Annotated in this window: 24 protein-coding genes; 12 read left to right on the top strand and 12 right to left on the bottom strand. The window is 40.4% G+C overall.

Translation table 11 applies throughout. The annotated features are described in order from the left end of the window. Nucleotides 1-2 precede the first annotated feature (2 nt). The 10 genes from cbiD (at nt 3) to K345_RS0111525 (ending at nt 8,671) form a co-directional block, all read left to right on the top strand. A complete protein-coding gene (gene cbiD / locus K345_RS20890) occupies nt 3-1,178 on the top strand; it encodes a cobalt-precorrin-5B (C(1))-methyltransferase CbiD (RefSeq protein ID WP_053228258.1) in 1,176 nt (391 codons plus the stop codon). After that, entirely contained in the window at nt 1,160-1,795 is a 636-nt protein-coding gene (gene cbiE / locus K345_RS0111565; RefSeq protein WP_028974277.1) for a precorrin-6y C5,15-methyltransferase (decarboxylating) subunit CbiE, read from the top strand. The genes cbiD and cbiE overlap by 19 nt, the downstream gene beginning before the upstream one ends. Beyond that, nucleotides 1,759-2,490: a precorrin-2 C(20)-methyltransferase gene (gene cobI, locus K345_RS0111560; protein ID WP_037572113.1), complete on the top strand. Its 732-nt coding sequence runs from the start codon at nt 1,759-1,761 to the stop codon at nt 2,488-2,490. Before cbiE ends, cobI begins: the two co-directional genes overlap by 37 nt. Continuing rightward, complete coding sequence (gene cobM, locus K345_RS0111555) at nt 2,487-3,269, top strand: precorrin-4 C(11)-methyltransferase (protein WP_028974275.1); 783 nt, start codon at nt 2,487-2,489, stop codon at nt 3,267-3,269. Before cobI ends, cobM begins: the two co-directional genes overlap by 4 nt. After that, the gene (locus K345_RS20885) at nt 3,266-4,027 is read left to right on the top strand and encodes a cobalt-precorrin 5A hydrolase (RefSeq protein WP_053228257.1); all 762 of its coding nucleotides are present in this window, start codon (nt 3,266-3,268) and stop codon (nt 4,025-4,027) included. The genes cobM and K345_RS20885 overlap by 4 nt, the downstream gene beginning before the upstream one ends. Continuing rightward, the gene (gene cobJ, locus K345_RS0111545) at nt 4,014-4,760 is read left to right on the top strand and encodes a precorrin-3B C(17)-methyltransferase (protein WP_028974274.1); all 747 of its coding nucleotides are present in this window, start codon (nt 4,014-4,016) and stop codon (nt 4,758-4,760) included. The genes K345_RS20885 and cobJ overlap by 14 nt, the downstream gene beginning before the upstream one ends. 135 nt (nt 4,761-4,895) lie before the next feature. Further along, nucleotides 4,896-6,530, top strand: a complete 1,635-nt coding sequence (locus tag K345_RS0111540; protein WP_028974273.1) for an energy-coupling factor transporter ATPase — start codon at nt 4,896-4,898, stop codon at nt 6,528-6,530. Further along, nucleotides 6,520-7,353, top strand: coding sequence for an energy-coupling factor transporter transmembrane component T family protein (locus K345_RS0111535; RefSeq protein ID WP_028974272.1), 834 nt, complete (start codon nt 6,520-6,522; stop codon nt 7,351-7,353). The genes K345_RS0111540 and K345_RS0111535 overlap by 11 nt, the downstream gene beginning before the upstream one ends. Beyond that, nucleotides 7,328-7,903 (top strand): ECF transporter S component, encoded by a 576-nt coding sequence (locus K345_RS0111530; protein ID WP_028974271.1) that lies wholly within the window; start codon nt 7,328-7,330, stop codon nt 7,901-7,903. The genes K345_RS0111535 and K345_RS0111530 overlap by 26 nt, the downstream gene beginning before the upstream one ends. Beyond that, a complete protein-coding gene (locus tag K345_RS0111525; RefSeq protein WP_028974270.1) occupies nt 7,904-8,671 on the top strand; it encodes a type III pantothenate kinase in 768 nt (255 codons plus the stop codon). A 58-nt stretch (nt 8,672-8,729) separates the two neighbouring features. Here the strand turns inward: K345_RS0111525 and K345_RS0111520 are convergent, their stop codons facing one another. The 3 genes from K345_RS0111520 to K345_RS22415 form a co-directional block, all read right to left on the bottom strand. Next, nucleotides 8,730-10,805, bottom strand: a complete 2,076-nt coding sequence (locus K345_RS0111520) for a methyl-accepting chemotaxis protein (RefSeq protein WP_028974269.1) — start codon at nt 10,803-10,805, stop codon at nt 8,730-8,732. Between the two features lie 344 nt (nt 10,806-11,149). Further along, complete coding sequence (locus tag K345_RS0111515) at nt 11,150-12,007, bottom strand: tRNA 2-thiocytidine biosynthesis TtcA family protein (protein ID WP_028974268.1); 858 nt, start codon at nt 12,005-12,007, stop codon at nt 11,150-11,152. An 81-nt stretch (nt 12,008-12,088) separates the two neighbouring features. Next, complete coding sequence (locus K345_RS22415) at nt 12,089-14,125, bottom strand: methyl-accepting chemotaxis protein (RefSeq protein ID WP_053228256.1); 2,037 nt, start codon at nt 14,123-14,125, stop codon at nt 12,089-12,091. A 150-nt stretch (nt 14,126-14,275) separates the two neighbouring features. Between K345_RS22415 and K345_RS20875 the strand changes: the two genes are divergently transcribed. Next, complete coding sequence (locus K345_RS20875; RefSeq protein ID WP_053228255.1) at nt 14,276-15,226, top strand: substrate-binding domain-containing protein; 951 nt, start codon at nt 14,276-14,278, stop codon at nt 15,224-15,226. Between the two features lie 18 nt (nt 15,227-15,244). Here K345_RS20875 and K345_RS0111500 read toward each other — a convergent pair whose 3' ends face one another. The 6 genes from K345_RS0111500 to K345_RS0111475 all read right to left on the bottom strand — a co-directional run bounded on the left by K345_RS0111500 (nt 15,245) and on the right by K345_RS0111475 (nt 20,574). Further along, a complete protein-coding gene (locus K345_RS0111500) occupies nt 15,245-15,703 on the bottom strand; it encodes a hypothetical protein (RefSeq protein WP_028974267.1) in 459 nt (152 codons plus the stop codon). A 65-nt stretch (nt 15,704-15,768) separates the two neighbouring features. Further along, nucleotides 15,769-17,199, bottom strand: a complete 1,431-nt coding sequence (locus K345_RS0111495) for a [Fe-Fe] hydrogenase large subunit C-terminal domain-containing protein (RefSeq protein WP_028974266.1) — start codon at nt 17,197-17,199, stop codon at nt 15,769-15,771. Continuing rightward, nucleotides 17,192-17,416, bottom strand: a complete 225-nt coding sequence (locus K345_RS0111490; RefSeq protein ID WP_028974265.1) for an NADH-quinone oxidoreductase subunit NuoE family protein — start codon at nt 17,414-17,416, stop codon at nt 17,192-17,194. The genes K345_RS0111495 and K345_RS0111490 overlap by 8 nt, the downstream gene beginning before the upstream one ends. Before the next feature lie 11 nt (nt 17,417-17,427). Then, complete coding sequence (locus K345_RS0111485) at nt 17,428-18,606, bottom strand: SpoIIE family protein phosphatase (RefSeq protein WP_028974264.1); 1,179 nt, start codon at nt 18,604-18,606, stop codon at nt 17,428-17,430. Then, nucleotides 18,606-20,324: a [Fe-Fe] hydrogenase large subunit C-terminal domain-containing protein gene (locus K345_RS0111480; protein ID WP_028974263.1), complete on the bottom strand. Its 1,719-nt coding sequence runs from the start codon at nt 20,322-20,324 to the stop codon at nt 18,606-18,608. The genes K345_RS0111485 and K345_RS0111480 overlap by 1 nt, the downstream gene beginning before the upstream one ends. Beyond that, nucleotides 20,317-20,574, bottom strand: a complete 258-nt coding sequence (locus K345_RS0111475; protein WP_028974262.1) for a (2Fe-2S) ferredoxin domain-containing protein — start codon at nt 20,572-20,574, stop codon at nt 20,317-20,319. Before K345_RS0111475 ends, K345_RS0111480 begins: the two co-directional genes overlap by 8 nt. A gap of 119 nt (nt 20,575-20,693) precedes the next feature. Between K345_RS0111475 and K345_RS20870 the strand changes: the two genes are divergently transcribed. Further along, the gene (locus K345_RS20870) at nt 20,694-21,335 is read left to right on the top strand and encodes a redox-sensing transcriptional repressor Rex (RefSeq protein ID WP_053228254.1); all 642 of its coding nucleotides are present in this window, start codon (nt 20,694-20,696) and stop codon (nt 21,333-21,335) included. A gap of 219 nt (nt 21,336-21,554) precedes the next feature. On the opposite strand, the gene K345_RS20865 is transcribed toward K345_RS20870, so the two are convergent. From K345_RS20865 to K345_RS0111455, 3 genes are read right to left on the bottom strand one after another with little or no spacing between them, the layout of a single operon-like run. Further along, nucleotides 21,555-22,862, bottom strand: coding sequence for a hypothetical protein (locus K345_RS20865; protein ID WP_053228253.1), 1,308 nt, complete (start codon nt 22,860-22,862; stop codon nt 21,555-21,557). Continuing rightward, the gene (locus K345_RS0111460) at nt 22,862-23,635 is read right to left on the bottom strand and encodes an outer membrane lipoprotein-sorting protein (RefSeq protein ID WP_028974261.1); all 774 of its coding nucleotides are present in this window, start codon (nt 23,633-23,635) and stop codon (nt 22,862-22,864) included. Before K345_RS0111460 ends, K345_RS20865 begins: the two co-directional genes overlap by 1 nt. A gap of 1 nt (nt 23,636) precedes the next feature. Next, complete coding sequence (locus K345_RS0111455; RefSeq protein ID WP_028974260.1) at nt 23,637-26,273, bottom strand: efflux RND transporter permease subunit; 2,637 nt, start codon at nt 26,271-26,273, stop codon at nt 23,637-23,639. Nucleotides 26,274-26,288: the final 15 nt, after the last annotated feature.

Genomic DNA, 26,288 nt, shown 5'->3' with positions numbered 1-26,288 from the left:
CTGTGAATTACAAGGAAGTTCTCGGTTCTGTTGAAGGGAAACGCCGGGGGTATACCACAGGCACTACTGCCCAGGCTGCAGTTAAAGCGGCTCTTCAATTATTAATCTTAGGTAAAACCCAGAAAGATGTCTCAGTAACCCTTCCTTCCAGTAGCCGTGTCTATAGTGGTAAAACCATAACCATACCTCTTGCACACTCAGAATTAAACTCAGAGTATGCTCTTGTTACAGTGGTAAAAGATTCGGGTGATGATAAAGATGACACAAATGGTATCGAAATAACAGCTCAAGTAAGTTGGAATCATATAGAAGGTATTCAACTAACTGGAGGCACTGGGATTGGTATGGTGACTGGAGAAGGTTTGCCTATCCCTCCAGGAGAAGCGGCTATTAACCCTGTTCCCCGTAAGATGATCTACCAAGAAGTGATGACTCTCCTGAACGAAAACCAAATAAATAGGGGGGTGAATATTCAAATCTCTGCTCCTGAAGGAGTAGAGATGGCCCTTAAAACCTGGAATCCAAAGGTCGGTGTTCAGGGAGGAATATCCATTATTGGAACCACAGGCGTGGTGGAACCCTATTCGGAAAAGGCCTTTTTGACTTCTCTGGGAATCGTTATAAGGGCTACAGCTACCCAGAGGCAATCTTTAGTTATCTGCAGTGGGTACGTAGGGGATAAGTTCTTAGGTCAAACTCATATTCCTGATGAGGCGGCCCTCTCTGTGGGCGATTTTATTGGCTTTGCCCTTGAACAATGTTTAAGGCGTGGTATTACTGAGCTATTAATACCCTTTCATATTGGTAAACTGACGAAGGTGGCTGCGGGAATGTTTAATACCCATAGCCAATATGGAGATGCCCGATTAGAGACTATTGCCGCCTGTTTAGCTTTAGCAGGGGGAAGCTCTGAGCAAGTGAGACAGATTCTTGATTTGTCTTTAGCTGAAGAAGCGGTTACTTTGATTGAGAATTGGCATCTTAATTCCTGCTTTAACTATATTGCCCAAAGGGCTCAAAAGCGTTGTTATGAACGTTTGGATAAGTATCTAACGAATAAGGGAGAAGAGGCACATAGATATCATCTGGAAACCATTGTGCTGGACCTAAAAGGCCGACCCTTAGGGTGGTCCAATTCTGAACTTACACTGGAGGCCTTATGCCAGGCTTTTATGTAATAGGAACGGGACCTGGACACAAGGATTATGTATTGCCTAAAGCCATCCAGTGTATTAAAGATGCGGAGGTTCTTCTGGGATCGCCCCGGCTCCTTGAAATGTACCGGGAGGAACATCATAAACAACTTGTTCCTCTAAAAGGCTCTATAAAGGAATTACTTAATTCTTTGGATACTCTGGCAGAGGAATATAATTGTGCCCTCTTAGTGACAGGTGATCCAGGATATCACAGTCTTTTAAAACGAGTGAGAAAGCGTTTTTCCCCAGAGCAATATCGAGTGATTCCCGGAATTAGTGCTTATCAGGTGGCTTGTTCTCATTTAGGGATCGAATGGCAGGATATGGACTTGGTGAGTTGTCACGGCCAGAGTCTAACTTCACAGGCACAGAATTTAAATATTCAGAAGGGGGCTATTTTTTTGACAGACCCAAAGAATACACCCCATAACATTAGTCAGGAGTTATTGAAGAAAGGCTGGGAGAATGTTTCTGTCTGGTTATGTAAAGACATCAGTCTAGCAACAGAGGAATACACCCTATACCGTCTTAATAATATACCCGAATTAAAGGATAACAAATTATGCATCATGATCCTATTACCCGTCTCTACGGGATAGGGATAGGGCCGGGAGAAGCAGAGCTTCTTACCCTTAAGGCTAAACGTCTCTTAGAAGAAGCGGATATTGTATTTGCTCCCAAGGCTCGAATTAAATCAGATTCCCTAGCCTTGGATATCGTCCTTAAGGCAGGGGTTGAACCTTCTAAAATCAAGGAACTGGAGTTCCCTATGGTATTGGATAAAACCTTATTAGCTCGCAAATGGAAGGACGCTGCTGACCAGATCCTCACCTTATTACCTCAGGGCAAGACAGGGGCCTTTATCACACTAGGGGATCCTTCTATCTATAGTACATGGACTTACTTGAAGAAAGCTCTTCTGGATAAGTCTGATCATATCGAAGTCAACACTGTTCCGGGTATATCCACTATGAATGCCGCTGCCGCTGTTTTGGATAAGGAACTGGTCATCGGCAAACAGAAGATGGCTCTCATTCCTCTTCCTCGTAACCTGGATGAGATTGAAGGACTCTTAAGTTACTTTGATACGATTGTAATCTATAAAGTTTCTAATCGCTTGAAGGAGTTTCAGGAACTCATGGCCAGATTAGATTTAACAGATCATTGTGCCCTTGTTAGTCGAGTGGGATTAGAAGGAGAAAAGATTTTCCCCTCTTTAAACGATATTCATCAGGAAGAGGCTTACCTCTCTACAGCCATTATTCATGTCCCTTCTCAGGAGAAAGGAGAATGAAGATATCCTTTGTAGGTGCCGGACCTGGTGATCCCGAACTAATAACATTAAAAGGGCATCGTCTGCTTCAACAGGCTGATATTATCATTTGGGCTGGCTCTCTTGTTAATGAAAAGCTCCTTGCCTATGCCTCCCCAAAGGCTCAAATCTATAACTCAGCTTCCCTTAATTATGAGGAAGTCACTAGTATCTATGAGGAACATGCCCGGAAGGAAGGACTCATTGTCCGCCTTCACACTGGTGATCCCAGTATTTATGGAGCCATTCAGGAGCAGATAGATTACTGCCGGTCACAGGGATTAGACCATGAAGTGGTACCTGGAGTCAGTTCCTTCCAGGCTGGGGCTGCCGCTTTATGTCAGGAGTTAACCTTACCAGGAGTTAGCCAGTCTGTTGTACTCACTCGTTTAGCCGGGAGAACTCCTGTTCCTGAAGGACAGGATATTAAAGCATTCGCCAGAACTGGGGCTACTTTGGTTCTCTTCCTGTCTGTGAATCAGATAGGAAGGCTCACAGAGCAATTAAAGGAGTATTATCCCGCTGATACTCCCTGTTATGTCTTGTACCGGGTGTCATGGGAGGATCAAAAGATTATTCCCAGTACTTTAGGTTCCATAGAGAAAGAGGTGAGTAGGGAAGGGATTCATAAACATGCTCTGGTAATGGTAGGTCATGTTCTACGTGCCCAGGAAGAACCTTTCTTTTATGAAATGTCCAAACTCTATGATGGCCAGTTCTCCCATGGTTATAGAACAGGTCACCAAAAGGATAATTCATGAAGATTGGAGTCATCACCATAACCAAATCAGCTTATACCACAGGACTGTTATTACAACAGACTATGGAGAATTGTGTACATCATCATTCCTTGGAAAAGGGCTGGTTAAAGGCTCATATGGAATTCTTCTTCACCCAGTATGAGGGGCTTATCTTTGTGATGGCTACAGGGATTGTCGTCCGTATGATTGCGCCCTATATCCAGTCTAAATATTCCGATCCTGCAGTGGTTGTTGTGGACGATGCCCAACGTTATGCCATCAGTCTCTTATCTGGTCATGAAGGAGGGGCGAACGGTCTGGCTTCTCAGGTGGCCACTATCCTGGATGCAGAAGCTGTCATAACAACAGCCAGTGATACAAACCGCTTTAGAACGATCGGTATTGGCTGTAGAAAAGGCACTCCTGCAGCCCAAATAAAAGAAGCTGTAGAACAGACACTGGACGCACACAATATTCCCCTCTCTTCCCTTCGTTTGGGGGGAAGCTTTGAAGTAAAGAAAATCGAAGCAGGATTACTTGGGTATTTCCATGAATTAGCTATTCCCCTCAAGTTCTATACTAAAGAGGAAATCAATCATTGTCCCGGTGAGTTTCAAGACAATCCTGTATCCCTGCGCCAGTTAGGGGTGAGAGCTGTGGCGGAACCTTGTGCCCTTTTAGCCTCCAGACGAGGCCATCTGGTGCTATCTAAACAAATCTATAAAGATGTTACCATAGCTGTGGCAGAGGAAGAGGAAGAGATACGTGATAAAACCTAAATTGTATGTGATCGGAATAGGACCGGGTGATGGTGATTATATTATTCCTGCAGCTAGAACAGCTCTGGAAGAGTCTGAACTTATCGTAGGATATGGAAAGTATCTTAATCTTTTAGGACCATTAATAGAGAATAAAGAATGCTTCACTTCGGGAATGACCAAAGAAATTGACAGGGTGAAGTATGCTGTCGATCAGGCTCTCACAGGACGCTCCGTAGCCATTGTATCCAGTGGGGATTCCGGAGTCTATGGTATGGCAGGACTAGCCTATGAACTTTGGAAAAAGGGGGGGGGACTGGGCAGGGATATCCAGGTTGTCCCGGGAATCACAGCAGCTAATTCCTGTGCTGCTTTATTAGGGGCTCCCCTCATGCATGACTACGCGGTGATCTCTTTAAGTGATCTTCTTACTGAGAGATCCCTTATTGTCAAAAGATTAGAATTGGCAAGCCAAGGGGATTTTGTGACTGTCTTATACAATCCAAAGAGTAAGAAACGTGTCTCCCTTATAGAAGAAGCACGGCAAATCTTCCTTCAATCCCGGTCTCCTCAGACTCCTGTGGGAATGGTGACAGCTGCCTATAGGGAAGCCTGTGATATTCAGATCAGTACATTAGAGCAAATGTCTGCATTGTATGAAAATATGAATATGAACTCCACTGTCATTATAGGTAATAGTCAAAGCCGCAGATGGGGGGATGTCATCATAACACCTCGTGGGTATCCTGTTTGATTCTTGACGAAGTGCGACCTTTCTATTAGTTTAAATCCATAACGCTTGGATCCGAAACGGACCGGGACGTGAGGTTAATATGATAATAATAGATTGGTTGCCTAACCTGTCTCCTCTGTCTCAGAGGAGAGAAAAATGGCTTTTATAGAGATACGCCAAGTATCTAAATACTACTCTCATCAGGACACTCCTGTCTTGGATAATATCAATTTTGATATCGAAAAGGGTCGCTATTATTGTGTCGCAGGCACTAATGGAAGTGGCAAAAGTACTCTCATTCGCATGATTAATGGTCTGGTTCAACCAGATAAGGGAAGCATTACTGTCGAAGGTTTAAATCCTCAGGATAGTCATGATTTAGTTCTTATCCGTCAAAAGATAGCCATGGTCTTCCAGGCTCCTGAGAACCAAATCGTATCTTCAATAGTAGAAGAGGATGTCGCCTTTGCTATGGAAAACCTCTGCTGGCCCACAGAACGTATGGAAGAACAGATCTCAACAGTTCTTGATGATGTTCATATGAGTGAATACCGTAAAGCCCGAACAGATCAAATATCTGCAGGGCAACAGCAACGGGTGGCTCTGGCTGGTGCTTTAGTCATTAATCCTGATTGTCTTATCCTGGATGAGGCCTCTTCTATGTTGAATCCTCAAGCAAGAAAAGAGTTATTGCATCTCCTGGATGAATATAGAGAGGCTGGGGGGACCATCATTAGTGTGACACATCATTTGGATGAATTACTTCGTGCTGATCAGGTCATTCTAATACATAAAGGTGTTCTGCAAGGGCTTTTTACCCCCCGGGATTTATTAACCCTTCCAGATTTGGATCAACTTCCCTACAAAACTTTTCCCTGGATAGACAGGGGCAGAGCGTTGAACTTCAAACCCATACCATTGGAATTAAAAGACTTTAGTGCCCAACTTTATCAGAAGCTTCGACAGACCTCTTTCCAGTTCCCCACAGAAGAAGCCCCTTCAAGACCTCTCTTGGGAGTCATTGAAGGGCTTCATTACCAATATCCCAATTCAGAACATGGTATTCATCTGGATCACTTATCACTCTATAAAGGGGAAAGACTGATCCTGACAGGAGAAACGGGGGCAGGGAAATCAACCTTGCTTCATTTCTTAGGGGGGGTAAAAACATCCCTGGAGGGCTCCTTAGTGTGGAATGATACAACCATGGTGAAGGGATTGGTTATGCAGAACCCTGCTTTCCAGTTATTCAAGAACTATGTAGGGGATGATGTGGCCTTTGGTCCCTCCAATCAAGGGATCAAAGGAAAAGAGCTTGCCCTCAGGGTTAGGGACGCTATGGAAATGGCTGGATTACCTTTTAAGCTCTTCAAAGATCGTAAGGTAAGAACCCTCAGTGGTGGTGAAAAAAGAAAAGCCGCTATCGCCGGTGTCCTCGCCTTAAAGCCGGACCTCCTCCTTCTGGATGAACCGGGAGCCGGATTAGATCCTATGGCCATGGAAGAAATGGAAGCTATGTTGGATAGGCTGCAGGAAGGAGGGACTACCCTGATAATTGCTACCCATCATATGGAAACCGCAGCCAGAGGTGACAGAATCCTTTATTTGGCCCAGGGACAAGCTCAGGTTATAAAAACTCCTCAGGAGTTTTTTGTTCAGAACTGGCCTGCCTTGGACCTCCCTCCAGGGGCTGAGCTCAGTAATTATCTCCGGCAGAAAGGATTAGATCTTCCCATGATAGCAGATTGGAAGCAATGGGATAAGCTTTTAGGAGCAGAATATGCCTACTAAAAGCATTCATGATCATAGTCCTGGTACAAAGCTTTTTGTCTTGATTGTCCTGATGGTGTCGGCCTTTGTGGCCTCACCTTATCTGGGGTCACCTCTGATTTTCCTTTATCTGGGATACCTCTATAGTCAAAGTACTGTATCCCTTTCAGGGACTTTTGCTGCTATTGGTAAGTATTGGATTGTCATCCTTCTCTTAGGACTTTTTCAGACTCTTTTTGTGGTTGTAGATGACTCTACTACTATCTGGTATCACTGGGCTTTTATTGAGTTTTCTACCTACGATATAAACTTGTTCTGTCATTTTGTGTTTCGCTTGATTAATGTCCTCTTCTTATTCCGGTTATTCACTAGGGTATTGGACACGGCGGATCTCTCCCATGCGGTTCAGGAGATTCTCTATCCCCTGGAGAAAAAAGGACTTCCCACTCATACCGTGGGGTTGATCATTACCTTAACTTTTCGCTTTATTCCCCTGTTGGCAGAAGAACTGGATCGATTGACTATGGCTCAGAAGGCCAGAGGGACAGACTTAGGAAAAAAGAAAGGTTTTCTCCAGAATATAACAGGTCGCTTCCCTCTGATTATTCCTTTATTTATTAATGCTTTAGAGCGTTCTGAACATCTCATCGAAGCTATGGAAGCCAGAGGTTATGATACTAGTGGTAAAAGAACCCGCTTACGAGTCATTGCCAAATGTCCTGCTGATTATAGATGGATGTTTAATACTACCATCCTTCTTATTCTTCTTATATTGATAAAAATCTTCTCTGTTGAAGGGAAGTTAGGAGTGTTATTCTATGAACAAATCAAACAGTGGACTTAGAAAGATTGTTGTAGCCAGTGTTATGTCTGCTATTTCTATCATTATGGGAATAACCCATCTAGGGTTTATTCCATGGTTTTCAGGAGCTTCTCTAACTATTATGCATGTGCCGGTTATTATAGGGGCCATTTTAGAAGGGCCCATAGTCGGTATGATTACTGGATTGATCTTTGGTGTGTTTAGTTTAATTCAAGCCTCTATTGGGTCAACAGGTCCTATCGATCCCTATTTTACTAATCCTTTGATTTCTGTTGCCCCCCGTATTCTTATTGGATTAGCTACCTGGGGAGCCTATCGGTTATTCCAGGGGAAGTTCGAAGGAGTTGCAGTGGTTGTCTCTGCTATTGTAGGAAGCTATGTGAACTCTATTCTTGTATTATCTGCCCTAGCCGTATTTGGAGCTATTCCCTGGGCTGTAATACTTGGTGTTCTGGCAGGTAACAGTGTTGCAGAAGCGGCAGCCGCTGCGATAATATCCACAGCTGTCATCTTAGCATGGAAAGGAATTGATCGCAGGTCAGGATCATCCCTGGAAGCACTGGAGGAATAAATGCTATTAGCTATTGATATAGGCAACTCAAATATTGTTTTTGGAATCTGTGACGAGGATCGTTGGGTCCGCCAATGGCGGCTGCGAACAGATCCTTTTAAGATGCCTGATGAATATTCTGTTCTCTTTAGGGATCTCCTTCGTGAAGAAAACATAGTTGGTACTGACCTCGATCAGGTTATCATGAGTTCTGTTGTTCCTTCTTTAACAGGGAAGATTCAGGAAATGACCAGAGGCTTAGCAGGTCAAGAGCCATTAATTGTAGGTCCTGGTGTCAAGACGGGTATCAAGATTAATATTGCCAATCCATCCGAACTGGGCACAGATATCATCTGTAATTGTGTAGCTGCTTATGAACGCTTTAAATCTTCCTGTATTGTTGTTGACTTCGGTACAGCCCTGACTTTTACAGGTTTGTCTGATGAGGGGGAATTCCTGGGAGTAGCTATTGCTCCAGGTTTTCAATCTGCTGCGGAAGCCCTGTCCTCTCATACTGCACAGCTTCCCCAAGTGTGGCTGGAACCACCAGAGAAAGTCCTGGGACGTAATACCATTCAATCGATTCAGTCTGGAGTTATTTATGGTTATACCAGTCTTGTAGAGAACATGATTGATCGTATTAAAAAAGAAATAGGTAAGGATGTTCCTGTCATTGCGACCGGTGGCCGTGCTAATGTGGTGGCCAAATTAACAGACCGCTTTACTGAAAAAGAACCCTGGCTCATTCTGGAAGGTCTTAAGATCATTGCCAAAAAGAATAGAAGGTAAAAGAACAGTCTTAAAAGGGGGAGGGGGTTTTAATCCTTCCTCTCCCCACTTTATTAAGCTACTCAATGATAAATTGAGAGACTTGCTTATTCAATGATTTCACACTGTCACTGGTTTTATGGGTTAGTTCTCTGACAAATTCAACGGACTGGTTTATTTGAACAGTTCCTGTGGCCATCTCATTTATACTTAAACGTATCTCATCGGTTACTTCAGCTAGATGTGATATTTCCTCCAGTACTTGATTAGCTCCCGCTAGCATTTCCTTTGATGAATTACTAACTTTATCACTTTGTGATTGGATAACCGTTAGAGATTGTAACACTTCTTCGTTAGCCGTTACCTGTTCATCCATTGCTGATTTTATCATGTTTTCCTGTTCAACTGTCTTTTGACTTAAATTATGCACTACATCGAACTTATCCTTCGTAGATACGAGAGCCACACCAATTTTGTCTATGCTTTCCTTAAGGGCTGATAGGGAGTGACTGATTTTACTTCCCTGGGAACCAGAGTTTTCGGCCAGTTTACGTATTTCTTGAGCTACTACGGCAAAACCACGACCAGTATTACCAGCGTGGGCAGCTTCGATAGCCGCATTCATTGCTAATAGATTAGTCTGGGAAGCCATATCCTGAATGATGTTACTCGCTTCTTCCAATCCTACCGATTCCTGTACTATCGAATCAAAGATTTGTGATAATTCTCCTATTGATTTGTAACCAGATTCAGAAGCTGACTGCAGCTCTTCCATAGTAATGGCATTGGCTTGAAGACTATGGTGAACAGAACTAATATTAGCGGTCATCTCTTCTACGGCTGAAGAAGAGTTACTAATATTTTTAATTTGTTCGTCAATTCGTATATCTAAATGTTTTATCCCTTCTCCCACGGCATTCAAGGTGGCATGCATTTCTTCCACACCAGCTGATTGGTTGAGAATTCGGGAATTAATGCTTTCAATGTTCGCTGTAATCTCATTAATAGCTGAAGCCGTTTGGGTCATATTAGCTGTTAAATCTGAATCAATATTAGAGAGGGAGTGACCTTCCTCTTTTATTTGCCTAACCATGTTGCCAATACGGATCATTGTTCTGTTAATGTATTCACCCATTAGATCTAGTTCATCTGAACCTTTAATTTTCAATCGCTTTGTGAGGTCTCCCTCTCCTTCGGCAATATCCTGAAGGTTAAGGGCCATAGTTTTAATACGTTTCACCATGATACTTGAGATAAGAATCTGTACTCCCAACATGGAGATAAGAACCAGACCCATGGTGAAGAGCATAATAGATCTTAATTTTAATAAAGAAGAAAACATATCAGAATAAGCAACTTCAGCTACTATGCGCCAGCCAGTACTGAAAATCTTTTTATATCCTGCAATATAACGTTCCCCATCCAGAGTATAGTCCACTAGACCGGAGTCTTTATTAAGAATCTCCTTCCCGTAATCATAATTACTAATGTTCTGATTCATTACTTTATCATTGTCTTTATGGGAGATAACAACACCATTGTGATCTACCATATAGGCAAATCCATCTGTCCCTAGTTGCATAAGGTCAACCACTTCTTTGTTGTACTTTTCCAAGGGAACGGTCGCTATAAGTACCCCTTCTACTTTACCATTCTGCTTGATTGGCGCGGCCAGAACAAAGACAGGTAAATTACTTACCTTGCTCAATATCACATCAGAGATAGCTTCTTGTCCCTTTATGGCTTTCCTGAAGTAATCTCTTGTGGCTAAATTCAACACTCCAACTTGTTCTTCATCATTGAAAGCAACTACTAGGCCTTCTTTGTTCACAACGCCAATTGTATCAAAGTAATTCAGTCTCTGGTTCCAGTCTTGGAGTTTTTTATCTAAACCCCTAATGTCTTCAGCTGTGGAAGAATTCTGAAAGGGAATTAAAATATCCTGGGTTTGTGATAACAAATATATAAGTTTTCTATTATCATTAATCCATGAATCTGCATTTGTGGATGCCAAATCTGTTTGTCTTTCGATCTCTAATTGGTGCATGTGCTCAATCTCGTTACTAACGGGGATCATGATTCCCATAAAGACTATCGCTAGACCTATAACGAGAATGATGCTGTTTGGCAGTATAAATTTACCCTTAATTTTCATGTAGCCTCCCTTTTTCTGTAAAAATAGCTTGTAATTCTTTGATACGGGTCTATTCAATTAGGATAGGATATTGCTGTTTAATTCCTTAATAAAATTGTAAGAAGTGTGGATTAATTCTTTATATTATAAAGTGATAGCAATGCGTATACAAAAGGTCTTATAGTTGTATTTTTGTCATATTATTAGTCATTATGTCAAGATTAAAACCATAAATCGAGACATCCTTTTTAATAAAAAAGCCCCTTTGTTAGGGCCTTTTTGCTATTATTTTTACAATATAAACGGGGAATTTTTCTAAGTTGCTTCCCCCTTTTTTGACTGGTTGAACCAAGTTAGGTCAATGCTTAGTATTCATCAAGAAATGTCTTCTTTTCACCCTTATTGGACCAGCCTATGATTGCATCGGTAAAGATGTTTTTGCTGGACATAAAGATACTCTTATCCACATCTTTGAAGGTATTACCTAATTGGGCAATTAGTTCCTTTACTTCTCGCCGTTTGCTGGAGGTTTTCTTCGCAGCAACAATACAACCACAATTCATGGGATTTAAACCACTTTGTTTTGAAAAGGTTTTTATGTCCTCTTCTCTGACATAATAGAGAGGACGGATGAGTTCCATATTGTTAAAGTTCTGGGATTTGAGCTTAGGCATCATGGTTTGGTATTTACCAGAACAGAGAATATTCATCATGATAGTCTCAATAACATCATCAAAATGGTGACCCAGAGCGACTTTATTACAGCCTAATTCTTCTGCCTTGGCATAGAGGGCACCTCGGCGCATACGGGCACAGAGATAACAGGGATAATCATTAGCGATTTCATCAACCACTTCAAAGACTTGCTTGTTGAATATCTGAACGGGAATTCCCAGGTGACTACAATTAAACATAAGTTGATCCCTGTTAGTCGTATGGAAGCCAGGATCCATGGATATAAAATGGAGATCAAACTTCGTACCACTATGACGGTGGAATTCCTGGAATAATTTAGCCAGCAGTAAGCTGTCCTTACCTCCCGATATGGCTACGGCAATGGAATCTCCTTCCTGCACCATTTGAAATTCTTTGATCCCTTTTACAAAAGGAGTCCATAATTGTTTACGGTACTGTTTTATCAGACTCTTTTCGATTTCTTGTATTGGTTTTAATTCTGATTCTGGTATGAGTAGTTCACAGCCGCTACCTGATAGTCCTGCCATTGTATCCTCCGAATTGCAATTATTGATTATTTTAATTAGCTAATCAATAGCAAGGAGGCTAAAGTCTTTCGTTTATAAGTTTTAGAAATCTTCGAAGTCATCATTTTCTGCCTCAGATACGTCGTATTTAAAGCCGGTGATAACCTCTTCTTCTTTATCCATTTTAGGAGTAGGAGGTACCACTGGGCGGGGCGTTGGAGCAGGGGGCTCGGTTGCTTTAGGCTTTACAGGGGTTGGTTTCTCTTCTAATTCAATATTTATTGGTTCTTTCTTTTTGCTTTCTTGAGGAGGCATAAGTTTTTTAGACTCATGGGTCTTTATTTCTTTCTGATTGGGACTTTGATTCGTGACTCCATATTGTTCGTCGATCTTGAAGAAAGCAATAGTTTCCCTCATGTTTGTGGCTTGTGATAGAAGTTCATCAGCCATTGAAGCTAATTGTTCTGAGGAGGATGCGTTTTGTTGCACCACCGAATCCAGTTGATTGATCGCGCTGTTGATTTGGTCCGCCCCTTTACTTTGTTCGGTGCTGGCTACAGAAATTTCTTCTATGAGGGTAGCAGTTGTCTGCATGGCAGGTACGATCTCTGATATTTTCTTTTGAGCAGCCGCAGCCCTCACTGTACTATTTTTGGAAATATTGGTGATTTCTTTGGCAGAGGATCCACTGGTTTCGGCGAGTTTACGTACCTCAGTGGCTACTACAGCAAACCCTTTGCCTGCATCACCTGCTCTGGCTGCTTCAATGGCTGCGTTTAGAGCAAGTAGATTTGTGCTACGTGCGATCTCTTCGATGATGGATATCTTTGTTGCTATTTCCTTCATGGCGTTAACCGTATCCAGAACAGCTTCATTACCTTCAATGGAATCATTGGCGACTTTTTGAGCCATTCGATTCGATTCTACTGCATTATTGCTGTTTTGCTGTATGTTGGAATTTAGTTCTTCTACAGCTGCGGCTACTTCTTCCATATTTGCTGCCTGTTCTGTTGTTCCTGTTGATATTTGCTGTGCTGAGGAGGCTATTTGTTCACTATTGGCCGTGATTCTACTGGAAGCCTGGCTTATGGTTATTACTATGTCCTTTAAAGCATGGGTCATGGTCTGCATGGATCCATACACGCCAGTAAGATCCCTACTGGGAAAATCAATATTAAGGTCACCACTGGCTATGCGTGAGGTTACCATCTGTATATTATACGGTTCTCCTCCTAATTGCTTAAGGAGCGATTCTGTTATAACGGTAGTTATTGCAATTCCAATAACAAGAGCCAGAAGGGATAATATTACTGTTAATATGGAGTTATTTTTAGCAGCACTTTTAATATTGGCTGTTACACTTGATTGAAAATCTTTTGCACTATTTATAACTTTCTCTGCTGCAATAGCTTGCTCTTCAATGATCCTGTTTTGGGATGCTACATATTGCCTGCTCAAGCTAAGGTTGTATCGGTAAATATCTATTCCCTCACGTACTTCTTTTAGGAATGCCAGGTTAGAAGGGGTAGTCCAGCTACGAGCTGTTAAATTTAGATTTACCTCTAGTTCTTTAAAGTGCTCCGCCCATTCCTGATCCAGAATATTGACATTGTTTTCATCTGATAGAAGTACTTCTGTATTGATGTGGAATAAGAGGTTTTGAATAACGAACATAAATGTCCTGTTCTCATCGTTTTCTTTTTGTAGAAAGGAGTTCATTTTTTCCTGAAGTTCATTAAATATTTCTGTTCGAATGTGTTCCGCTGCCATAAGTTGATAGTTAATATTAAAATAATCTTGATTCTCAGAATTATAGGAAGTCATATTATCACTTAACAATTTTGTTTCTTTTCTTTCTTCTTCTGTGATTAAAGGATCAATAGCCTTAACTTGAGCTATTACATTTTTATAATTCGTTTTGATATTTGCATAATAGTTATAGTCATTAGTTAGGGTATAGCTAAGGGAATTAGTTAATGCCTCTTGAGCATTAATAATTATATTATTGGAGATAGTGCTCACATTGGTCTGATCAATGATCCTTCGTATGCCCATTGAACCTGATATTCCCATAAAAAGTGATATAAATATTAAAACCATAAAACCTAAAATAAGTTTTGTCCTGACCTTTAACCTCATCTATTGTCCTCACACTTGTTTGACTTTCTCCTTATCAAGTCTAAGAGAGAGAAGTAAAAAATGCACATTTTTATTGTTATGGAATGATAAAAAGTTTGAAGGCCACTCTCCCATAACTTATGATTGATAATAAGGAGGCTGGAACTCATTATGATAAAAGAAAAAAAGATATTCACCCTTAGTTTTCTTTTTATGGTTATGTGGGTATTGCCTGTCTTTTGCGGGGGCAGTTCTGAGAGGGCAAAAGAAAATGTAAAAATAGGAGTATCCGTAATCTCTGTAGAAGCTTTTCAATACTATATAAAACTGGGTATTGATAATTATGATAAGGAAAATACAAATACCCTGTTTGATATTCGTATCGCTGACAACGATATGGAGACTCAGATTAAGGATGTAAATGATTTCCTGACGATGGGATATCAGGCCATATTGATAAGAGCAGTGGATTCAGAAGGAACCGCACCCATATCGGAGGCCTGTAAAAAGGCAGGGGTTCCCCTTATTGTCGTTAATAGTTCCATAGGATCTTCCTATGATACTTTTGTTGCTTCTGAGGAAAAGGCTATGGGAAAGGCTCAGGCTGCTTATCTAGCAGAATTAGCGAAAGGTCAAGGAAATGTGGCTATCTTTGTGGGAGACCCCAATGCTGAAGGGGCTCGTATGAGAACAGAAGGGTTTCATGAAGTACTGGATTCTTATCCTGATCTGCGTCTCATTGTAGAAGAATCAGCCTTTTGGGATCGAAAACAGGCCTATGATATAAGTGTAAATTGGATAGAGGCCGGTTTACCAATTGATATAATTATGGCTAACAATGATGAAATGGTCATCGGGGCTATATCCGCTTACAAGGAAGCGGGTAAAGATGGGGGACTTTTATTTGGTGGTGTTGATGCTACTGAGGAGGCTCTTCGCCTGCTTAAAGAAGGGAGTCTTCAAGTTACCATTTTCCAGAATGGTATATCCCAGGGCTATATAGCCGCAAAAACAGCTTATGAATATACCCAGGGCAAGAAACTAGCTTCCTATATTGATGTGCCCTATGAAGTGGTGACTCCAGATAGGGCTGATGAAATATTACAACAATTAACCAAGTAATGAGTTATTCTCATCTGGTTAATCAATTTGACTTTCAATGCCTTCTTTTTTCAAAGTTTCTTTGACTTCATTAAGGAGTTCTTTGTCTACAGGGTTGATAAACTTAAGGGCTCCAAAAATGACTATAAATGATGGTATGAGAAAAATAACTGCAGGTATGACATAAAAGGCTCTTAAAGTCCTTCCTGTATTTGATACTAATCCCATGGCAATGAGCATACGGCTTCCGTATATAAACATTAATACAACGGCAATTCCAATGGCTAGTAATAATGCGTAATTTCTGATCTTACTAGTGAAGGATATTTGGGGGTGTTCTTCCTCTTTTTTTAATTCTATTTCGAAACCTTTTGCGAAGCCCTTCATCGCAGTTAATGTTTTTTTGTCTTTATCCTTTTCTTTGTCTTCTTCTTGTTCGACTTTGATATCGTAGTCAGTGTACTTCGTTTCAATAATACTTTTGATTTTATCTATCATTTCTTACTCCTACTGATCTGTTTTTCTCAAAAGATAGCCTAATAGATTTAAGATTTCAATATCCATTAAGATTTGACTGTACTTTCAGTGAATTCTTCCAGGGATCTCTTTAATATTTTCGAAGAACATATATTCCCTGGACCTCCTACACAGCCCTCTTGACAGGCCATAACTTCCAGAAAGTCGAAGTTCACAGTTCCGGGACGTTTCGCATAGCTATTGAGTATAAGAACAGCTTTTCGATCTATTCCTTCTAGCTTCTGTATTCTGTCATCCTTGATTCCAGTGGCCTCAGCCACTGCTTTACTGACTCCACCTGAAGCAGCAAAATTGTGTCCTTCTCTAGGAGCTGTATTCCATGTCTCCTGGAGTGTATTATCCCATTGCTCTTCTACTTGTATTCCCTTAGCTACGAGAAGTGCTCCTAATTCTTCAAACGTCAGAACAGCTTCAGCAGAACCATTAAGACGGGCTTCTCTCTTTTTGCCCAGACAGGGGCCAATAAAGACCCGGAAAATGTTTTTATTCTTCCATTGACGTCCTGTGAATGTTAGAGGCGAGGGGGTCTCACTGATATGATTAACCATATCAGGTATATGAATATGGGCTAAGCGCTGATATACGGGACAACAGGAGGAAGTCATAAAACCTTTCCCTTCTTCTAGTTGTTCTGTCAATTCTTGTCCTTCTGCTTTTATGGTCTCGATCGCCCCTGAGGCCACTTCTGTTACATAATCAAAGCCTAGTAGGTATAAGCTATTAAGGAGTTGCTTGTAGGTCCCGGGAAGTTGGCCTTGTATAGATGGTGCTAACATGGCTACCATAGGGACCTCTTTTTGAAATAATTTCTTGGCAACCATTCCCATGTAAGAAGGACTTACTGGTGCTCCAAAAGGACAGGATATTAGACATTTTCCACAGTCAATGCATTTATCTGGATCAATCCTGGCTGGTTCGTTATGGTTTCGCTCTATCGCTTTGACAGGACAAGCTTCCTGACAAGGGATCTTGGTTTTTACAATGGCACCATAGGCACAGCCAGATTGACATTTACCACATTTAATACATTTGTCCTGGTCAATGAAGGCTTTGGGATGAAAGCTTATGGCGTCCTTTGGACAAAGGGATTGACAACTCTTGTCCAGACAAGTGCGGCAAAGATCGGTTACTAATAGTTCTTGTTCCGGGCAGGTGCTGCAAGCTTCGGGTAGTATGCTGATCTGGGGGGATACCTGGTCCATGTCTTCAGGTATATTTTCCCACAATTCGCTTAGGATGGTCTCATCAGATATTTGGTCATATTTAAATCCCAGGGCTGATATAATCCGTGCTCTGATAACCGCTCTATCATGATGAATACAGCATCTGTTAATGCTTTCATTATTGTTGGTGATATGGAAGGGTATCTTATGTAGCTCTTCGGGCTTTCCCGCAAGAAGTCCCTTAGCCGTTTGGCATAGGACTTCTCTTCTTATGAGACTGGATCTTCTATCCATTGCTGCGTACCATGTCTATATGAGCGTTTCCCAGAATTTGACCATCTATCTTGATATAGGGAGGTGCTCCATATTGATCTCTTAGTTTACAGGCCTGTAGACAGTTTGTTCCTTTGAGCTCAAAAGACTGGGTCTGATTAAGTTCTTTTAATTCCTCTAATAGATCTGCTGCTCCCAAGAGGTAGCAGGTTGTTCCTAGACATATTTCTACTTTCATATGGTCACTCCCTACAAGTATTCAATTTGAACTGATTTGGTATATTTGTTTTTGAGAACATCTTTTAGTTTCTTGAGTATATTACGTCTTATTTCTAATTCTACTGGCATACTGGGATCTTGATGGGCATTATTGATCCTTGTCCCTCCTAGAAGAAATATTTCATCACTTTCCAACAGTAGTTCTATAAGTTTCATAGCCGGATCCCCGGAATCTTTGTTTTGCTTGTTCGGTTCCTCAAGATACTCCACTGTGCGAGCTAAGGTTAGGATTCCTTCTGTAACCAGGTTGATTCCTTCCATGTGGGAGCAGGGAGGGAGCTTGTGGTTCCCCATATGGAGATCTACCGTAACAGGAACTTGCCATTCTCTGCTGATAATTTGGGCTGTGGTGCCTCCGGATATTACCTTTTTACCTTTGAAGTCTTTAAGCTTTTGTGCGAGAAGAGGATCCCTTTGGGACTCAAAGGGAGGACCGGATACAAGGAGGACTCTCCGGGGTTTGCGAAAGTAAACGACTGCACAACTAATGTCATCCTTGGCTTTATAAGTATCATAATACCTAGCTTTGTTGACCATCATTTCGCTTAATTTACGGGCCGAAATGGTGGGGTTTTTTCTTATAATGTCCTGAATAAATGGTATGGGATTCTGCCATCCAAAGGGGGTCGCTTTGTTTCCCATCCCAGCCTGGGTTACCCCATCGGAAAACAATATAATTCGATCACCCCTTTGGGGCTGAAATTCGCGTTTACTAATATGAGTTGGATAGCTCTGGGGTCTGTCGAACTTTTGAACTTCCTGATCTAGGTGGAGAATAGTATCTCCTCTAAAAACAAGGGCAGGTGGATTTTCATATTCAATGAGAGAGGTAAAGTCCTTTTTTCCTACTTTTATAATCGAGAAGGTGGCATAGCTGATCTTCCGTGAACTACAACTGGGAAGACTGCGGTAGATTAGTTTCGCACACTGATCTATTTTATGTTGAGCCAAGGACATTTTTAGGGCTATCTGGGTTGTTAAGGTGGATAGTACATTTGCTTTGATTCCTGACCCTAAACCATCTGATAGAACAGAAATAATTTCCCCACTTTCCTTATCTCTTGTGGAGACAAAAGTGTCCCCTGCGGCCATTTCTCCTGACTTCGTACATATATTGGAAGCCACATCTACAAAAAATCGGTCTGTCATTAGTTAGCACTTTCGCTGGAGGTTGAAAAGGATTCAATAATAGAATTAAGCATGACTTCACTAGCTGAGGCATTTTCTCCCAAGAGAAATGCTATCTGTTGTACGGTCTGTACGTTTGTCTCCAGCACTGATTTGGCTTTGTTAATGATGTTTTCTCTCTGGACAAATACCTGGGTAATGTCTTGAAATATTCCTCCGGCTATCCTGTTATTTTCTATGGGAAACAGGGAGTAGTTATAGACCTTACCTTTGGCCTTTAAGCTTTTGCTTGATATGAATCTATTGTCCCTTAGGACGAGTCCAAAGAATTGTTCCAGTTGAACAAACTTATTTAAGGGACGTCCTTCTAATAGCTGGTGTGATGTATCATCAATAACCTTTGCTGCTTCGGGAGCAAAGTACTGTAGAAAGAGATGATTCGATTCAACGATGTTTAGTTTTTTGTCAATAATAACGACACCGCAAGGAATGGTGTGAAGCAGGGCTACGGCTTTCTTCTCCGCTACTTTCCGAAGGTAACTAACGCACATATTAGGTTCCCCTTGTCCGTTGATACTCATTCTGGCAAAGTCGTAACAGGAGTTGTAACCACATCCTCCACAATCTTTTTCATCTTCCTTGGTATACTTACCGATGCTTTTCAGAAATTCCTGTATCTTAACATAATCTGTTTGAATGTCAGGTTTTGTTAATATAGGCCATGCATGCTTTGGTAGGGTAATAGTTTCTTGTTTTAACAGGGCAGGGTTGTTTTTCTTTTGTTCTTTATCTTTTAATAAACTACGTTGAAGAAAGCTTGTTTTTGTGGATGTGCAATGACCTTCCATACAACCTCCTTGACAGCTTAAAAGATCGAGAAACATTGTTTGTGAATCATCATTAGTGTAATTTTCCAAACAATCTTTAATAAAACTGATACCAGATAAGCTTTGGGCACCCATGGTTATGTCCCTATCCTCCCCTAAAGCGGTCATCATCCCTCCTGGCAGGGGATATTGGGTTCCTGTTCCTTGGTATCGATCCAGGGATGTACATTTCTTTCGTAAAGGAAAGTCTCCCTTCCTCATCCGGTTATGGAGCTGTATAAATTCATCAATTGTAAGGGCTTTATCTATGTATTGGGGATACTCATCTGATTCCCACTTCTTGGCGGCGCAAGGACCAATAAATACAATAGCCTTTTGAGGATGCAGTTCCTTAACCACCTGACTTTGAATGAGGAGGGGAGACGGGATTGGTAAAATATTGATATTACTTTGATCCTGATACATGGATAAATAGCGAACTATGGCAGGACAGGCTGAAGATGCCCAGGTTGTTCCTTTGGCCTCCTCCCTGGAGAGAAAGCCTTTGATATATTTTGTGGTAAGGTTTGCTCCATTGGATACAAAGCTGAAATGGGTAAAACCTACCTCTGCTAACATTTGATAGAGATCCCCTTGTTTTGAGTTTGTATCAGTATTAACAATAGATGGTGCCAGTAGGGCAATTGCCTTTTTATTTCTTAATAACTCTTCAACACTATAACTATCATCTCGTATACGTTTTGCATGGGAAGGACAAACCTGAACACATTTGGCACATAGTATACATTGATCGGTTAAGATTACTGCGCTGGCATTTTTGACTTGAATGGCTTTGACTGGACAATGGCGAACGCATTTATAACAGTCCTGGCATTCTGCTTCCACTGTAAATATAGGTGAAGTTTTAGTCATAGTTTTTCTCTAGTAGTTGATGGAGGTGTTCTATGCTTTCAACCTTTATTGCTTTATCATTGATTTCAATAATGGGACCCTTGCTGCATTGTTCACAACATAAACGCCCTGTTAACTCAAATCTGTCATTGGCCTTATTACTTTCCATCCATTCCTGAATGACGCCTAAGTTTGTCCTATTGCCTCTGGAAAAGCATGAACTTCCCATGCAAATGGCAATCTTGGTTCTCTCCATCTTTTGTGTCCTAATTAGATATTTAGTATCTATAAAATAATATCTATAAAATAATATGAATAGTGAAAGGATATGTCAATATCCAGATAATAACTATTTATTTATCAATTGAGAAACTTGTAATATAATGAGCTATGGATGTACAAGATCGTTTACCTCTGCCCACTCTTCGTAGAATGCCCGGTTATCTGAGAAAAGTGACTTTAGCCTTGCAGGAAGGTCAAGAATATATATCAACCTCTCTTCTCTCTCGTTCTCTTCATATTACCTCTATTCAGGTCCGAAAAGATTTGGAGTACTTAAATGTTAAGGGTTGGCCTAAGAAAGGCTATTTATGTAGGGATTTAGAGGAGGCCTTGGGGAATCTATTGGGTTTAGATTCCAGGTTTGAAGTTATACTTGTTGGTTTGGGCGCTATTGGCCGGGCTTTAATGGAATACCCTAAGTTCAAATATTATGGAATCTCCATAAAAGCTGCTTTTGATAGTAAAATAAGAAAGTCTCATATCAATGGTATTCCCGTATATCCTATGAGCAATTTAAAAAAATACGTGAAAGAAAATCCAATGGAAGTAGCTGTTCTGGCTGTGAATGATGATCTGGCTCAATCTTGTTTGGATCAACTGGTAGAGGTAGGTATTAAGGGGGTATGGAATTTTACAACCAAAGCCCTACAATCTCAAAAAGTTATATGGATAAAGAATATTGACTTAGGTTTTCTTTTTGGGTCCTTTATTGCTGAGTATCTCCACCACAAAAAAACACTACCCTCTTAGAATAAATACCGAATTAACACAGGAGCCACTAGTTGAAAAACTTTTTGTTTCAAGGGTTACAGTGTTTAAATGGGAATCTGGGTGTGGTTATCCTAATATTAAATCATCACTTTTATTGTATTATTCTGTCTATACACATCTACAGCCTATCAACAGGCGTTTATTTAAATGAGTAGGCTGTTGTCTCCAGTAGAGACAACAGCTTTATTAATCATATTATTAGAAGGAATAGGATAAGGATATCTTGAAGTAGTCATTGTTGTCGTAATAACCGAGTTGACCATCTTCATCACCACCAAAGATTCCATAAACTGCTTCTAATTCTGTTTCCCCTTTGGACCATACAAACCCTGGGATGATGTAATAATCTGCATCTTCCACTTCATACACTGTGGTTAGTTTTGTTTCAAACTCATCCTTATTGAACTTTTTGTTCAATTTGGCACGTATAGTGGTTTTTGTTAGATCTGTGTCGTATTCACTATCTGAAGCGTTATCAGTAATTTGATCATCCATTAATCTATAACGAAGATCCCCTTGTAAGTTGAGGTTGACTCCTCCCCAAAGATCTCTGTCAAATCCAAAGTTACCCACTAGAAAAGGGTTTTTCACAGCACCATCATCTCCGTCCAAATCTTCTGTAATAAAACCTGCCAATTCAGCACGTACATTAAATCCTGCCCAAACAGAAGCGTAGTCTGCCCCTATCTGATGATAGCGGTTATATTCAAGATCAATCGATGTTTGTGATGTGAAATGAGCACTAGGAGAGGTCAGCACACCATAATAATATTGGAATCCTATATCAGAAGTTCCTACTGTTGTAGTGAATCTTACTCCTCCTTGGGAGTACTGTAGGGTGGATGTGTCTTTATTCAATCCATTTACTGTTACACTAGGATCTGCAACATAGCTTTCTAATAGTGCAATTCTTCCTGGTTTCCAAACTCCGCTCTCATCATAATTATCTTGTTTCGCATAAGGAACAAACACTCCTTCTAACTTAGAGAACATCCCTAAAGCATAAGACATATGGAGTAGAGGAACACCTATTCTTCTTTCTAAGTTATCGGTTACAGTCATGTCACTGTAGTCAACAGGATTGATAACGCTTAGAGGTCCATCACTGTCTGCTTTTCCCCAGATGATTTTCTTTATACCTGTTTCAACATCAAGTTTTCCATAATAGGCTGTTAGATAAGCCTCATTAATAGAGAATAATTCATCCTCCTGGTTAACATCCAAATCAATGACACCATCTACATTACTCCCTGTGGCTGAGAACTTTAGTTCTCCAGTGAATAAGTCACCAATTGAGGCATCTCCCACTTCATCAATAGAATCAAAATTATCAGCAAATAAAGTGGTAGAGGAAGTCACTTTCCCTGATACCTCTACTGCTGGTGCTGTGCTACTACTGCTTGAATCAGTAGTAGCTGTATCTCCGAAGCCAAAATCCTGAGCACCTGCTAGACCAGACGCTGCAAGGAATAGGCTTACAATGGTCAAAATCCTAGGTATTCTCATTATCTAGCTCTCCCTGTTGCAAGGTAGTTAGTAGTAAATACAGCATCAGGAATGGGTTGATCGTACTTGATGATATCAACTTTAATGGTTGTACTTGTATTGGACTTTATTGTGGTCATTTTCATTTCCATGGGCGTTACCCAACCTTGAACCGTCTCGAATTTAAGTACTTGGAATAATTTGACCATATCCCCTTTGTCATCATACAGTTCCATCTTACGAGTTGCCTTAGTATTTTTGTCTACCCAAATTTTTACTTTTGCATATTGATAAGATTCTTTGGGAACAGATTGGATTAACCAACAGTCGTTACCGTCTAATGAGTCACTACCTAGAAGAGTATGGGTATCTTTATTAACATCTCTATCAAGGGCTGATAAATCATCATAGGAAAAGTCTGTACCTACAAAGCTGCTTGACCCTTCTGAAGAACTAATTCTTCTAACTTTACCAAGTGCTGGTAAATATATCCATTTATTGTCATCACCGTCTTTAACTTCCAATGTTAAAAAACGTGTTCCTGCGACACTTGCTGGTTTTTGAAACATTATGACACCACGATTACTGCCATCTTTGGCATCACTGGTATACTCATCAATCATGCGCTCTGTTGTAGAGCCATCTTTAGCTGTAAGAATCATTGTTGATCTTGTTGATGTAGTCTTTGCATCAATACGATTCCGTGAGGCATCAATGATTTGTTCAGCTGACTGCTGTGCAAAAGCAAACTGTGAAGCAATTAGTAAACTGCTTATTAAGAAAAACTTCTTCATGTTAAAACTCCTTATCAAGAAATGATGGTTTAAACCAGTTTAGAATTACTGGTAATAGGCTTAATGCAATGAGAGAACTTGAGAACATAGTGAAGGCAATGAGTATTCCCAATTGGGATAGGATATTGAACTTAGAGAGTATGAGAACAGCAAAACCAGCTCCTACAGATACGGCGTTTATAATGATTGCCTTACCGGAGGAGGTAAAAGTTTTAGCTAAGAAGTCCTTACCATTGGCTGCTTTACGTTCTCTATAATAGGAATCAAGATAATGGATGATATAATCAATACCAATCCCTATAGAGATACTAGCTACCAAAGCTGTTCCAATATTCAGCTTAATACCAAAGAAACCCATAATGGCGAAGTTCATAAGTATGGAGATCGATAGAGGAATTACTCCTATTAATCCAGCAATCACTGATCGATAAGATACCCATATAATGATGAATACACTAATGAGTGCTATGATTACCGAAGTAAGTTGGGAGTATACAACCAATCGACTTAAAGCAGCTTCTACCAAGGCCATTCCTCCCACTTCAACAGAAACTGTTTCAGGGAATTCTGCATCTACATAAGCATTAATAGCGTCTACTACTCTTTGCGTGTCTATCTGCCCTTTTGTTTTCATTAGTACATTCATTCTAATGGATGTTGGCTCAAGAGGATCATTGGAATAGCTGCTTATATCTCCTGACAATAGAAGCATATAGTTGGATACAATGCTCTTGAGTTCCTCTGTAGTTTTCTTACCATACTTTTGAGGATCTGTAGGTATCTCATAATAGGTCGCTCCCTCATAATTTACTTTTTCACGAAGCAAAGTTAATAATTCCTCTGCATTCATTGTGTAGTGTCCTCTATTAAGGGAAGCATCATTTAAGGTTTCCACTAATGTTTTAACATCAAGTGGATCCAAAGTGATAGTGTCTGTATTATCTGTAGCTACTACTTCTGGCTCTGTAGTAGTGGTTGCGGAGAAATCATCACTACTTTCAAAACCAAAAGAATCAAAAGATCCAAAACCAAAGTCGTCTTGGACTGTTGGGGCTTCTACTGGTTTTAGACCATCAGGACTTTCGTCAGCATTGTAAACTTGGTTCATCCGTTTCACTAGATCTGTGAAAGAGGTAACTTTTCCAACTTCTGGAATCTTTTCATCCAAATATTGCTCTAGACTATCTACTGATTCAAGGACTTCAGGGTCAAGTACGCCCCCAGCTTTTTCTGATTTGATTATGACACTAACAACTTTGGATCCTCCAAATTTTTCCCTAACAAATTTATCTGCCAGAACAACATCTGTTCCGTCTTTAAAGTACTCAACTAGAACATTATCAATAATGAGTTTTGATACACCAAAAAGAGATACCACTACGATTACTACGGCTAAAAAAAGTACTGTGTGTTTTTTTCGTGTAATAGCTATAAAAACCTTGGCAATGGCTTTTGTTGATTCATCTTCTTCATCATTGTTTTTTGATTTGGAAAACAATTTCTTCTTCAAGGGCCTGGGTCCAATAATAAGGAATAAACTAGGAATAAAAGTCATAGCCACAATAAAGGAGGCAATAACTCCGAAACTTGAGAAGATACCAAATTCTCTAATGGGAAGCACATTTGTGAAACAAAAGGATACAAATCCTGTAAATGTCGTTAGTGCAGCCAAAGATACAGGTTTGCCTATCTTTGATACAAGTTCTAGAACTAACTCATCATGTTCTTTTCTTGTTAGTTTACTCTTTAGTTCTCTATCATCAATGTAGTGAGTAACAACGTGAATTCCATAGGCACTCCCCACAGCTATCAGTATGACTGGCAGAACAGTGGATATCACCGATAATTTGACATGGAATAGTGGCATAGCTCCCATAGACCATATCGTGGCAATCAAAACAGTTATAAGAGGAATGACAACCGCAAATCCTCTTTTAAAGGATAAGAAAAGAACAAAGATCACCACAATAGCTACAATGGGAATTAACAACTTAATGTCTGCAGACATGGCCTTGTTAATATCTGAATTAAATACTGGCATTCCCGTAATATAGACAGTAGTATTTGGTTCAAAAATATCTTTAGCTAATTGATGGACACTTTCTAAAGCTTCCAGGCTCTCCGGATTACCTGCTTCATTTTGTTTGATTCCAAACTTAACAATTATCTGTGTAGAAGTTAAGTCATCAGAGACAAGCGCATTTTTGTACATTTCCCATGATACAACTCTATGTTTTGCTTCATTTACTTCCTTTGCTGATCCATCAAAGTCTTCGGAGACTATGGGTTGTACAACTATGGAATCTCCTTCTGATGTTATGTAATCAGTTGATAATACAGAATCAACAGACTCTACATCTGTTATAAGCTCTGCCTTATCATCAAATTCTTTGATTTTCTGAAGGAAATCAGCTTCAAACACTGAATCGTAATGACGATCTAAGGCTATTAATACAAATACCTGAGATCCGAAAGTCTCCTCAATATAATCAGCAATAACACGTGATTGATCTGTTTCTGGTACAAATCGATAGTTATTGTTGTCGAGGGCAACATTTTTGAGTTGATAACCAAAAAAAGCTGTTATCAACAATACAACGACCACGTTTAGTTTTGGCCATTTGAATAGTTTTTTCATTAACCTCTATTCTCC

Origin of the sequence: Spirochaeta cellobiosiphila DSM 17781, from assembly GCF_000426705.1 — a bacterium.
Taxonomy (GTDB): domain Bacteria; phylum Spirochaetota; class Spirochaetia; order DSM-17781; family DSM-17781; genus Spirochaeta_E; species Spirochaeta_E cellobiosiphila.
Note: the sequence above shows the minus strand (reverse complement) of the source record. Positions and strands in the feature narration are given on the sequence as shown.

What these genes read in the sequence shown, in the direction of transcription:
- cbiE (WP_028974277.1), top strand. Translation starts at nt 1,160, where the DNA reads ATGCCAGGCTTTTATGTAATAGGAACGGGACCTGGACACAAGGATTAT.
- cobI (WP_037572113.1), top strand. Translation starts at nt 1,759, where the DNA reads ATGCATCATGATCCTATTACCCGTCTCTACGGGATAGGGATAGGGCCG.
- cobM (WP_028974275.1), top strand. Translation starts at nt 2,487, where the DNA reads ATGAAGATATCCTTTGTAGGTGCCGGACCTGGTGATCCCGAACTAATA.
- K345_RS20885 (WP_053228257.1), top strand. Translation starts at nt 3,266, where the DNA reads ATGAAGATTGGAGTCATCACCATAACCAAATCAGCTTATACCACAGGA.
- K345_RS0111540 (WP_028974273.1), top strand. Translation starts at nt 4,896, where the DNA reads ATGGCTTTTATAGAGATACGCCAAGTATCTAAATACTACTCTCATCAG.
- K345_RS0111535 (WP_028974272.1), top strand. Translation starts at nt 6,520, where the DNA reads ATGCCTACTAAAAGCATTCATGATCATAGTCCTGGTACAAAGCTTTTT.
- K345_RS0111530 (WP_028974271.1), top strand. Translation starts at nt 7,328, where the DNA reads ATGAACAAATCAAACAGTGGACTTAGAAAGATTGTTGTAGCCAGTGTT.
- K345_RS0111525 (WP_028974270.1), top strand. Translation starts at nt 7,904, where the DNA reads ATGCTATTAGCTATTGATATAGGCAACTCAAATATTGTTTTTGGAATC.
- K345_RS0111520 (WP_028974269.1), bottom strand. Translation starts at nt 10,805, where the DNA reads ATGAAAATTAAGGGTAAATTTATACTGCCAAACAGCATCATTCTCGTT.
- K345_RS0111515 (WP_028974268.1), bottom strand. Translation starts at nt 12,007, where the DNA reads ATGGCAGGACTATCAGGTAGCGGCTGTGAACTACTCATACCAGAATCA.
- K345_RS22415 (WP_053228256.1), bottom strand. Translation starts at nt 14,125, where the DNA reads ATGAGGTTAAAGGTCAGGACAAAACTTATTTTAGGTTTTATGGTTTTA.
- K345_RS20875 (WP_053228255.1), top strand. Translation starts at nt 14,276, where the DNA reads ATGATAAAAGAAAAAAAGATATTCACCCTTAGTTTTCTTTTTATGGTT.
- K345_RS0111500 (WP_028974267.1), bottom strand. Translation starts at nt 15,703, where the DNA reads ATGATAGATAAAATCAAAAGTATTATTGAAACGAAGTACACTGACTAC.
- K345_RS0111495 (WP_028974266.1), bottom strand. Translation starts at nt 17,199, where the DNA reads ATGGATAGAAGATCCAGTCTCATAAGAAGAGAAGTCCTATGCCAAACG.
- K345_RS0111490 (WP_028974265.1), bottom strand. Translation starts at nt 17,416, where the DNA reads ATGAAAGTAGAAATATGTCTAGGAACAACCTGCTACCTCTTGGGAGCA.
- K345_RS0111485 (WP_028974264.1), bottom strand. Translation starts at nt 18,606, where the DNA reads ATGACAGACCGATTTTTTGTAGATGTGGCTTCCAATATATGTACGAAG.
- K345_RS0111480 (WP_028974263.1), bottom strand. Translation starts at nt 20,324, where the DNA reads ATGACTAAAACTTCACCTATATTTACAGTGGAAGCAGAATGCCAGGAC.
- K345_RS20870 (WP_053228254.1), top strand. Translation starts at nt 20,694, where the DNA reads ATGGATGTACAAGATCGTTTACCTCTGCCCACTCTTCGTAGAATGCCC.
- K345_RS20865 (WP_053228253.1), bottom strand. Translation starts at nt 22,862, where the DNA reads ATGAGAATACCTAGGATTTTGACCATTGTAAGCCTATTCCTTGCAGCG.
- K345_RS0111460 (WP_028974261.1), bottom strand. Translation starts at nt 23,635, where the DNA reads ATGAAGAAGTTTTTCTTAATAAGCAGTTTACTAATTGCTTCACAGTTT.
- K345_RS0111455 (WP_028974260.1), bottom strand. Translation starts at nt 26,273, where the DNA reads ATGAAAAAACTATTCAAATGGCCAAAACTAAACGTGGTCGTTGTATTG.